Source organism: Bradyrhizobium iriomotense (assembly GCF_018130765.1).
In the GTDB taxonomy this organism is placed as follows: Bacteria; Pseudomonadota; Alphaproteobacteria; order Rhizobiales; family Xanthobacteraceae; genus Bradyrhizobium; species Bradyrhizobium iriomotense_A.
The window spans coordinates 26,064-36,542 of the sequence record NZ_JAFCJZ010000040.1 but is presented as its reverse complement, the minus strand read 5'-3'; the positions used below and the strand labels follow the sequence as shown (position 1 = coordinate 36,542).

The 10,479-nt window shown below is 64.6% G+C and carries 8 protein-coding genes; 5 read left to right on the top strand and 3 right to left on the bottom strand.

Annotated features, from left to right (window positions below; all coding sequences use genetic code 11):
- Window positions 1-294: 294 nt before the first annotated feature.
- On the bottom strand, window positions 295-1,203 hold the full coding sequence (locus JQ635_RS38025; RefSeq protein WP_211414884.1) for a helix-turn-helix transcriptional regulator: 909 nt from the start codon (window positions 1,201-1,203) through the stop codon (window positions 295-297).
- A gap of 135 nt (window positions 1,204-1,338) precedes the next feature.
- Here JQ635_RS38025 and JQ635_RS38020 point away from each other — a divergent pair, with 135 nt between their 5' ends.
- From JQ635_RS38020 to boxB, 5 genes are all read left to right on the top strand, one after another.
- On the top strand, window positions 1,339-2,880 hold the full coding sequence (locus tag JQ635_RS38020; RefSeq protein WP_211414883.1) for a benzoate-CoA ligase family protein: 1,542 nt from the start codon (window positions 1,339-1,341) through the stop codon (window positions 2,878-2,880).
- Between the two features lie 258 nt (window positions 2,881-3,138).
- Entirely contained in the window at window positions 3,139-3,957 is an 819-nt protein-coding gene (locus JQ635_RS38015) for an alpha/beta fold hydrolase (RefSeq protein WP_211414882.1), read from the top strand.
- A gap of 18 nt (window positions 3,958-3,975) precedes the next feature.
- On the top strand, window positions 3,976-4,500 hold the full coding sequence (locus JQ635_RS38010; RefSeq protein WP_211414881.1) for a DUF309 domain-containing protein: 525 nt from the start codon (window positions 3,976-3,978) through the stop codon (window positions 4,498-4,500).
- 121 nt (window positions 4,501-4,621) lie between these two features.
- Window positions 4,622-6,310, top strand: a complete 1,689-nt coding sequence (gene boxC, locus JQ635_RS38005) for a 2,3-epoxybenzoyl-CoA dihydrolase (RefSeq protein ID WP_211414880.1) — start codon at window positions 4,622-4,624, stop codon at window positions 6,308-6,310.
- A 149-nt stretch (window positions 6,311-6,459) separates the two neighbouring features.
- Window positions 6,460-7,911, top strand: a complete 1,452-nt coding sequence (gene boxB, locus JQ635_RS38000; protein ID WP_211414879.1) for a benzoyl-CoA 2,3-epoxidase subunit BoxB — start codon at window positions 6,460-6,462, stop codon at window positions 7,909-7,911.
- Between the two features lie 271 nt (window positions 7,912-8,182).
- On the opposite strand, the gene JQ635_RS37995 is transcribed toward boxB, so the two are convergent.
- Both JQ635_RS37995 and JQ635_RS37990 read right to left on the bottom strand, forming a co-directional pair.
- On the bottom strand, window positions 8,183-8,983 hold the full coding sequence (locus tag JQ635_RS37995; RefSeq protein WP_211414878.1) for an SDR family oxidoreductase: 801 nt from the start codon (window positions 8,981-8,983) through the stop codon (window positions 8,183-8,185).
- Window positions 8,984-9,267: 284 nt separating this feature from the next.
- Window positions 9,268-10,326, bottom strand: coding sequence for a polysaccharide deacetylase family protein (locus JQ635_RS37990; protein ID WP_211414877.1), 1,059 nt, complete (start codon window positions 10,324-10,326; stop codon window positions 9,268-9,270).
- Between the last annotated feature and the right edge of the window lie 153 nt (window positions 10,327-10,479).

Here is a 10,479-nt window from a genome sequence, read left to right as displayed (position 1 = left end):
ATCCGCAAGCTGGCCATCAATGCCCTGCAAGCCACGCCTGGTCCGGCCCGCATCAGCCACAAAATGCTCCAGGCGAGATGGAATAACGACTTCCTCCTCACCGTCCTTGCCCATATGCGATAGCCCTACCTTGCGGGGGAGGGCGGGGGAGAGGGGTAGCCCAGGAAAAGGTGTTTGTGTTGCGAAGAAGAAGCGCGTTGCGCGAACGATGGAGTCCCCGTGTGGACCCCTCTCCCTAACCCTCCCCCGCAAGGGGGGAGGGAACGCAGCGAGGATCGGAGCTGGCTGTTTGCCTTACAGCGCCACGCTGCGCAGCCCGAAGCTGCGGGCTTCGTTCTGCAGCACCGGCCGCACCGCGTCGATCAGGCGCGCAGCCGCGGCATCGACCGACAGCCCCGCCGTATCCACCACCGCCGTCGCGCGCGAATACAGCGGCTCGCGGCTGAGCAGGATGTTGCGCAGCTCTGTCATCGCCGAGCGATCATCCGCCATCGGGCGCAGATCGCCCTGGCGGCGCACGCGCGCCATGTGCTCCTCGGGCTCGGCCTTCAGCCAGATCGTGTAGAACGAGGTCAGGATCTGGTCGAAGGTCAAAGGCTCCGACACGATGCCGCCGCCGGTCGCCAGCACCATCAGCTCGTTGCGCGCCAGCAGCTGTTGTAGCGCCGCTTGCTCCATGCGGCGAAAGCCTTCCTGGCCGTAGAGCGCGATGATCTCGGCGACCGAGAGCCCGTTCTGCTGCTCGACCTCCTTGTTGAGCTCGACAAAGCTCCAGCCGATCTTCTTCGCCAGCATCCGGCCGAGCGTCGACTTGCCGGCGCCGCGCAGGCCAATCAGCGCGATGCCGCAGAACGGCGCGCGTCGCGGCGCGGATGCGCTGCCCCCAGTGAGCAGGTCTTTTGCCTGCGCGATCTGCGCAGGCGTCGCCTTGCGCAAGAGATCACGAAACATCTGCCAGTCCGGCGTCGGATCGGCTGAGGGAAGCAGGTCTTCGAGATGCGCGCCCATCGCGCCGGAGACGCGGCGCAGCAGCACGATGGAGACGTTGCCCTTGCCGCTCTCGAGCTGCGCGATGTAGCGCTCCGAAATCCCTGACACCTTGGCGAGCACTTTTCGCGACATGCCGCGCAGCGCGCGCATGGTGCGCACACGCTGGCCGAGTTGTTCGAGGAAGCGGGATTCGGCGTCGGGACTGTCGGTCATGAGCCTTCTTTAGCGGATGCCTTCTTGAAAGGTCCTGCGGCGCGTTTTAATGAAACATAGTGCCTGCTGGCATTGACAGCAAGCCGCCGGAGTGTCTTTCTATGAATTATAATTCTAAATTCGGGGGAGATGTCCGTGAGCGAGGGATCCTATAACGCGGTGACCTGGCTGCTCGACCGTAACGTCGAGGAGGGGCGTGGCAACAAGCTCGTCTTCGACGACACCGTCTCGCGGCTCACCTATGGCGAGCTCCAGCAACAGACCCGCCGCGCCGCCAACATGCTGCGCCGGCTCGGCGTCCGCCGCGAGGAGCGCGTTGCGATGATCATGCTGGATACGGTCGACTTCCCGATCGTGTTCCTGGGCGCGATCCGCGCCGGCATCGTGCCGGTGCCGCTCAACACGCTGCTCACCGCCGACCAGTACGCCTACATTCTCGCCGACTGTCGCGCCCGCGTGCTGTTCGTGTCGGAGGCGCTCTATCCCGTCATCAAGGACGTGGTCGGCCGCATGCCGGATCTCGAGCATGTCGTGGTCTCCGGCGCCAAGCAGAATGGCCACAAGCAGCTTGCGGAGGAGATCGCCGGCGAGAGCGACCAGTTCGCCACCGCCGCGACGCACCCCGACGAGCCGGCGTTCTGGCTGTACTCGTCAGGCTCGACCGGCATGCCCAAGGGCGTGCGCCATCTGCATTCGAATCTGCAGGCGACCGCGGACACCTACGCCAAGCAGGTGCTCGGTATCCGCGAGAGCGACGTGTGCCTGTCCGCGGCAAAATTGTTCTTCGCCTATGGTCTCGGCAATGCGCTGACCTTCCCGATGTCGGTCGGCGCCAGCGTGATCCTGAACAGCGAGCGGCCGACGCCGGCGCGCATGTTCGACCTGATGAACCGCTACAACCCTTCCATCTTCTACGGCGTGCCGACGCTGTTCGCGGCGATGCTCAACGACGAGGCGATGAAGGGCGAGCGCGGTGGCAAGGCCTTGCGCATCTGCACCTCCGCCGGCGAGGCGCTGCCGGAATCCGTTGGCAACAGCTGGAAGGCGCGGTTCGGCGTCGACATTCTCGACGGCGTCGGCTCGACCGAGCTGTTGCACATCTTCCTGTCGAACGCTCCCGGCGACATCAAATACGGCTCGTCCGGCAAGCCCGTGCCGGGCTACGCCGTGCGGCTCGTCAACGAGGCCGGTCAGGACGTCGCCGACGGCGAGGTTGGCGAGCTCCTGGTCGACGCGCCCTCGGCCGGCGAGGGCTACTGGAACCAGCGCCACAAGAGCCGCCGCACCTTCGAGGGCCCGTGGACCCGCACCGGCGACAAATACATTCGCGACACGGAGGGCCGCTACACTTTCTGCGGCCGCGCCGACGACATGTTCAAGGTCTCCGGCATCTGGGTCTCGCCCTTCGAGGTCGAGAGCGCGCTGATCACGCATCCGGCCGTGCTGGAAGCTGCCGTCGTGCCCGAGGCCGATCCGGAAGGGCTCTTGAAGCCGAAGGCCTACGTCGTGCTGCGCCCCGGTGCAAAGACGACGGAGCTGCAGGAGATGCTGAAGGAGCACGTCAAGCAGAAGATCGGCCCGTGGAAATATCCGCGCTGGATCGACGTGGTGGAGTCGCTGCCGAAGACGGCGACGGGCAAGATCCAGCGGTTCAAGCTGCGGGAAGGGGCGAATTGAGTGTGACCGTGCAGCGCATAACTCATGCAATGGCGGCAATCTCCACTGCGCTCCCTCCCCCCTTGCGGGGGAGGGCGGGGGAGAGGGGTAGCCCAGCAAACGGTATTCGTCGTCGCGCGCGCTACGTTCTTCGTCACACCGCGAGTCCCCGTGTGGCACCCCTCTCCCTAGCCCTCCCCCGCAAGGGGGGAGGGAACGACTGAGCGTGTGGCGCGTGATCGCGTCCCACGTTGGATACGACGGAAGAAGAGTGACAGCATGACCAACCTCACCCCCACCGGCTTCCTCAGCATCGGCGGTGCCAGCCTCGAATACAAATGGCTGGCGCCGCAAGTCGCGGACGCGCCCACCATCGTCATGCTGCATGAAGGCCTCGGCTCGGTCGGTCTCTGGGGCGACTTCCCCGAAAAGTTGCAGCAGGCGACCGGCGCCGGCATCTTCGTCTATTCGCGCGCGGGCTATGGCCAGTCGAGCCCGGTCGCGCTGCCGCGGCCGCTCGACTACATGCAGCGCGAGGCGCTGGACGTGCTGCCGAAGCTCCTCGACGCGATCGGCTTCAAGCGCGGCCTGTTGCTCGGCCATTCTGACGGGGCCTCGATCGCGACGATCTATGCCGGCGCGCATCAGGATCACCGCCTGAGCGGCCTCGTGCTGATCGCACCGCATTTCATCGTCGAGGACATATCGGTGACATCAATCGCCGCGATCAAGGCGACGTACGAGACCACAGACCTCAAGGCAAAGCTCGCGCGCTGGCACAAGGATGTCGACAACGCCTTCTACGGCTGGAACGGGGCCTGGCTCGATCCGAAATTCCGCGACTGGGATATCTCGGAATATCTCGCCTACATCCGCGTTCCCGTCATGGTCCTGCAAGGCGTCGACGACCAATATGGGACATTGCGCCAGGTCGAAATTGCGCAGGAAGAGTGTTATTGTCCGGTCGATATTAAAGTCATTTCAGACGCGGGCCATTCCCCGCATCGTGAAGCGCCGGGGGCGACGCTTGACGCGATTGAGCAATTTGCAAGAGCGGCCCTGCGCAACGATCAGGGACTTCAGGGACACGCCGCATGACTATGTGGAGGCACATCTGTGAATGTGCCTTCACATGTGATCGGTCCGCTGCCGTGGCCGCGATGGGCCTATGTGCCGGGCGAGACCGGCGGGGTCGACGCCGATTACGAGACGCTCGACAGGGCCAAGGCGCTGGTGCCCTCGGCCTTCCGCGGCTATGTGCCGGCGCGGCATCCGGCGCTGCGTTACGGCCTCGCGCTCAACGACCGCGGCTATTTCTGGGAATCGCAGGAGGTGCTGGAAGCCGTGTGGGCCGCAGCGCCGCAAGGCGGCCGCGAGCGTATTCTGCTGCGGGCCTGCATCCATATCGCCAATGCGAATCTGCGACTGCGGATGCAGCGGCTGCACTCGGCCGCGCGCCTGTTCGGCGATGCGCAGGCAGAGTTGCGTGCCCTGAGCGCGCGCAAGGCGGCGGCCGGCGGCGACGGCTTTGTCGAGAGCTTTCCGATTCCCGCACTGACCGCGCTGCTCCAGGCCAAGCTTGGCCGTTCCCAACTCACCAAGGCCGACTGGATTGCGCTTGGCGCTATCGTGCGGTCCTAGGCCATCTGCATGAAACAAAGTGCATGCATGAGCGCTTAAGGGCTAGACGCCTTCCAAAAGATGCACTATTGTGCATCTAAAGGTGAACGCCAGAACATATAATCAAGCTCAAGGGTGGCCCATGGCCGGGGAAGATCGGCGCCTCGCAGGCGGCGCGACATTCATCGATTTCCAGACCGAACCGTCCCGCTACAAGCACTGGAAGCTTGCGGTCGATGGCGACGTCGCGACGCTGACCATGGACGTCGACGAGAATGGCGGCCTGTTCGAGGGCTACCTGCTCAAGCTCAATTCCTATGATCTCGGCGTCGACATCGAGCTTGCCGACGCGATCCAGCGCCTGCGCTTCGAGCACCCGGAGGTGAAGGTCGTGGTGATGCGCTCGGCCAAGAACCGCGTGTTCTGCGCCGGTGCCAATATCCGCATGCTCGCGGGCTCGACCCATGCCCACAAGGTCAATTTCTGCAAGTTCACCAACGAGACCCGCAACGGCATGGAAGACTCTTCGGAGAATTCAGGCCAGCGCTTCATCACCGTGGTGAACGGCTCTGCCGCCGGCGGCGGCTATGAGCTGGCGCTTGCCACCGACCACATCATCCTGGCCGATGACGGTGCGTCGTCCGTTGCGCTGCCCGAAGTGCCGCTGCTCGCGGTGCTGCCGGGCACCGGCGGCCTCACCCGCGTTGTCGACAAGCGCAAGGTGCGCCGCGACCACGCCGACTTCTTCTGCACCATCGAGGAAGGCGTGAAGGGCAAGCGCGCCGTGCAATGGCGCCTCGTCGACGAGATCGCTCCCAACTCGAAACTCGAAGGTAAGATCGCCGAGCGTGCCAAGGAGTTTGCCGCGGCCTCGAAGCGCAAGGGCAGCGGCAAGGGCATTACGCTTTCCCCGCTCAAGCGCATCATCGGCGACACCAGCATCCAATACGGCTTTGTCAGCGTCGACATCGACCGTGCCGCGCGCATCGCCACCATCTCGATCAAGGCGCCCGAGGCCGCGCCGCCCGCCGACATCGACGGCATGATGGCGCAGGGTGCTTCGTTCTGGCCGCTGCAAGTGGCGCGCGAGCTCGACGACGCCATCCTGCACTTGCGCATCAACGAGCTCGAGATCGCGATGCTGGTGTTCAAGAGCCATGGCGATCGTGCCCATGTGCTGGCGCACGACGCATTCCTCGAAGCCAACAAGGCGCACTGGCTGGTCAACGAAATCAGGCATTACTGGAAGCGCGTCCTCAAGCGCATCGACGTCACCTCGCGCACGCTGGTGACGCTGGTCGAGCCCGGTTCCTGCTTTGCCGGCACGCTCGCCGAGCTCGTGTTCGCCGCCGACCGCTCCTACATGCTGATCGGCACGCGCCAGGGCGACAACCGTCCGCCGCCGTCGATCGAGCTGTCGGCGATGAATTTCGGCCCCTATCCGATGAGCCATGGCCTGACGCGGCTGGAATCGCGCTTCCAGGCCGATCCATCCGACGTGGAGCGCGCGGAAGCGACGCTCGGCACCGCCCTCGACGCCGAGCAGGCGGAAGAACTCGGCCTCGTCACCTTCGCGCTCGACGACATCGACTGGGACGACGAGGTCCGCGTGTTCTTGGAGGAGCGCGCCAGCTTCTCGCCGGACAGTCTCACCGGCATGGAAGCGAGCCTGCGCTTCGTCGGCCCCGAGACGATGGAGTCCAAGATCTTCGCGCGCCTCACCGCCTGGCAAAACTGGATCTTCCAGCGCCCGAACGCGGTCGGCGAGGAAGGCGCGCTGCGCCGTTACGGCAGCGGCCAGAAGCCGAAATTCGATATGACGCGGGTGTAACGACTTTCGTGTCCCGGGCGCGGCGCAGCGCGAAGCGGTGCGACGCAGAACCGGGACCCACACAGACCGAGCAATAGGTCCCGGCTCGGCAGTGCAGCACTTCGCGCCGCACTGCGTCCGGGACACGAGACGGACCAAGGAGCACGGCCATGAACATGAACATCATGAACGTCGACTACTCGACCAAGATTCCCAACAACGTGAATCTCGCCGAAGACCGCCAGGTGCTCAAGGCGCTGGAAGGCTGGCATCCCGGTTACATGGACTGGTGGAGCGACATGGGGCCGGAAGGCTTCCAGGAATCGCTGGTCTATTTGCGCACTGCCTACTCCGTCGATCCGCGCGGCTGGGCCAAGTTCGATTATGTCCGCATGCCCGAATATCGCTGGGGCATCCTCCTTGCTCCGCAGGAAGAAAATCGCGTCGTGCCGTTCGGCGAGCACTATGGCGAGCCGGCCTGGCAGGAGGTGCCGGGCGAGCACCGCGCCATGCTGCGCCGCCTGATCGTGATCCAGGGCGACACCGAGCCGGCCTCGGTCGAGCAGCAGCGCCATCTCGGCAAGACCGCGCCCTCGCTCTACGACATGCGCAATCTGTTCCAGGTCAATGTCGAGGAAGGCCGCCATCTCTGGGCGATGGTCTATCTGCTGCAGAAATATTTCGGCCGTGACGGCCGCGAGGAAGCCGATGACTTGCTGCGCCGCCGCTCCGGCGATGCCGATGCGCCGCGCATGCTGGGCGCCTTCAACGAGGCGACGCCGGACTGGCTGTCCTTCTTCATGTTCACCTATTTCACCGACCGCGACGGCAAGATGCAGCTGCACTCGCTGGCGCAGTCGGGCTTCGATCCGCTGTCGCGCACCTGCCGTTTCATGCTCACGGAAGAGGCGCACCACATGTTCGTCGGCGAGACCGGCATCACCCGCGTCGTGCAGCGCACCTGCGATGCGATGAAGGCGGCCGGCATCACCGATCCCACCGACATCGCCAAGGTCCGCGCGCTCGGCGTGATCGATCTGCCGACCATCCAGAAGAAGCTGAACCTGCACTATACGCTGTCGCTCGACCTGTTCGGCTCGGAGGTCTCGACCAACGCGGCCAATGCCTTCAACGCCGGCATCAAGGGGCGCTATCACGAGACCCAGATCGAGGACGACCACCAGCTCAAGAGCGCCACCTATCCGGTGCTCAAGTTCATCAACGGCGAGATCAAGCTGGTCGACGAGCCGGCGCTCACCGCGCTCAACATGCGCCTGCGCGACGATTACAGCCAGGATTGCGTCAAGGGCATGCTGCGCTGGAACAAGGTGATCTCGACCGCGGGCTACGACTTCCAGCTCAAGCTGCCGAACGTCGCCTTCCACCGTCACATCGGCGAGTTCAAGGACGTCCACGCCACGCCCGACGGCATTTTGATCGACGACGCCACGTGGGCGAAGCGCAAGGACGAATGGCTGCCTTCGACGGCCGACGGCGACTTCATCACCTCCCTGATGCAGCCCGTCACCGAAACCGGCAAGTTCGCCTCCTGGATCTCGCCGCCAAAAGTCGGCATCGACAACAAGCCCGGCGATTTTGAATACGTGAAGATCGAGTCGTAGGCGGGCCTCATACTCAGCTGTCGTCCCGGACAAGCAAACGCCTGGCAACGCATAGCGTTGCCAGGCGTTTGTGCAGATCCGGGACCCATAGCCCCAGGGAGAGGTCGTGGCGCGAGCAGGCAACCACGAGGTCTTCGCCAAACTACTCCCTGTGATTATGGATCCCGGATCTGCGCTCGCTTTGCTCGCCTGTCCGGGACGACACTGAATATGAGGTGAGGGCGTCGCGTCTATCAACCAGCGCGCTCGCTCTCTTAGTCCCCCGGTTCAGCTACCCCGCAATCTCCAGCCCGGCATTCGCATACACCACGCCGCCATCGACGGCGATGGTGTTGCCGACCACGTAATCGCCCGCGCGCGAGGCGAGATAGATCGCGACGCCCGCCATGTCCTCGTCGGTTCCGATGCGGCGCGCCGGAATGCGCTTGGCGACTTCGTCAGCGTGGTCGCGCGCTGCGCGGTTCATGTCGGACTTGAACGCGCCCGGCGCGATCGCGGTGACGTTGATGTTGTCCTTGATCAGTTTCGTCGCCATGCGCCGCGTCAGATGGATCACGGCGGCCTTGCTGGCGGCGTAGGAATAGGTCTCGCTCGGATTGACGAAGATGCCGTCGACCGAGGCGATGTTGATCACCTTCGCCGGACGTTCCGCGCTGGCTGCCGCGCGGAGCGGCTTTGCCAGTGCCTTGGTCAGGAAGAACAGCGACTTGACGTTGAGGTCCATGACCTTGTCCCAGCCGCTTTCGGGGAATTCGTCGAACTCTGCGCCCCAGGCCGCGCCCGCATTGTTGACGAGGATGTCGAGCTTCGGCTCGAGCTTGACGATTTCGCCGGCGAGCCTGTCGCAGCCTTCGACGGTGGAGATGTCGATCGGCAGCGCGATGCATTCACCGCCATATTGCGCGGTGAGTTCTTGCGCGGTCGCCTCGCACGGGCCGGCCTTGCGCGCAGTGATGTAGACCTTCGCAGCTCCGGCGCTGAGGAATCCCGCCGCGATCATCTTGCCGATGCCGCGCGAGCCGCCGGTCACGAGCGCGATGCGGCCTTTGAGCGAGAACAGATCGTTGAACATGATACCTCCCTTGGTTGGCGCCCGTTGTGGGCGGGACGGGGAGGGGAGTCAAGGAAGGCGCAGCGATGGGATGCGAGTGTATCGCGAGCGCGGTCCAACTAACTCGGTGTCGTCCCGGACAAGCGGAGCGCAGATCCGGGACCCATAACCACAGGGAGATGTTTGGCGAAGATTGGTCGTTCGGGATTGATACCGATCGCAATCGATAGATTCCGCGGTATGGATCCCGGATCGGCGCGCGCTTAGGGCGCGCTTGTCCGGGACGACAGCGGAGATTGCGGAGACTACGCCGCCGCGATCCGTCGAAAGCCGTTCCACATCGCAGTCGCAGCGCCCGAGGTCAGCACCGGCAGAATCCGCGTGTCCTGGTAGTTGCCGTTGAGCGAGACGCGCGGCAGGGCGGTCATGTGGCCGGCGTTCTCGGCGAACAGCATGCCGGGCCGCGTCGTCACCGCCGTCTTGAAGCCGGCGGAGGCGGCCAGTGTGAATTCACGCTCGCCCGCCGCGTCGCGGTCGCCATAGGGATAAGCGAAGTGCAGCACGGGACGCTCCAGCGCCTGCTCGATCCGCGCGCGGCTGACCGCCATTTCCTGCGCGGCGATCTCTTCGTTCTGCCTCGCGAGATTGCAATGGCTGATCGAGTGCGCGCCGATCGTGACCAGCGGATCCGCGGCCAATTGCTTCACGCCGTCCCAGGACAGGCAGAGGCTGCGGCACAGTGCTTCCATGTCGACACCGTGCCTGGTGCAGAGCGCCGCGATCTCGCGCGCCAGATCATGCTCGCCGGGCAGTGCGCGCAGCCAGTCGTGTAGGCGGTCGAACGTTGCCTGCTTTGTGGCCGGCGTCGTCGCATCGAGCCGCAGCGCGGAATTGCCGATCTTGACCTCGATCTGGTCGGCCTTGGCGATCACGGCCTCCAGCGCGGTCCACCACAGCCGCCCGGTGCCTTCCGCGAAATCGCTGGCGACATAGACCGCCAAAGGCGCGTCAAATTCGCGCAGCACCGGCAGCGCATAGTCCAGATTGTCGCGATAGCCGTCGTCCAGCGTGAAGGCGGCGAAGCGGCGCTCGAACCGACCCTGCACCAGCCGCTCATGCAGCTCGTCCATGCTGACGATGTCGATGTCGCGCGTGCGCAGATGGTTCAGCGTCGCGCGCAGGAACTCGGGGGTGACTTCGAGATGCCGGTTCGGCTGGAACGCGTCCTCGCGGGCCGGCCGCACGTGGTGCAGCATGAAAATGGCGCCGACGCCCGAGAGCAGCGGACGCAGCAGATGGTGCGCACCACTGAAGTAGAGCGCCCCCAGCCCGGCGCGGATCACGTTGTTGCGGAGTTGTTTCATTGCAGGCTGGCGGACCCCCGGGCATTCCGCCCTCAACTCTAAGGAAGGACCCTTGAAGAAAAAGTTATTCCAATTGTCCACGCCAGGCCCTCGGAAGGGCACGATTTCCGGTTTGACAGCCCGCCAAGGGTTTGTTTTGTCTCCGGTTCCAGA

Coding starts and splice junctions, on each gene's coding strand:
- JQ635_RS38025 (WP_211414884.1), bottom strand. CDS start 1,203: ATGACCGACAGTCCCGACGCCGAATCCCGCTTCCTCGAACAACTCGGC.
- JQ635_RS38015 (WP_211414882.1), top strand. CDS start 3,139: ATGACCAACCTCACCCCCACCGGCTTCCTCAGCATCGGCGGTGCCAGC.
- boxC (WP_211414880.1), top strand. CDS start 4,622: ATGGCCGGGGAAGATCGGCGCCTCGCAGGCGGCGCGACATTCATCGAT.
- boxB (WP_211414879.1), top strand. CDS start 6,460: ATGAACATGAACATCATGAACGTCGACTACTCGACCAAGATTCCCAAC.
- JQ635_RS37995 (WP_211414878.1), bottom strand. CDS start 8,983: ATGTTCAACGATCTGTTCTCGCTCAAAGGCCGCATCGCGCTCGTGACC.
- JQ635_RS37990 (WP_211414877.1), bottom strand. CDS start 10,326: ATGAAACAACTCCGCAACAACGTGATCCGCGCCGGGCTGGGGGCGCTC.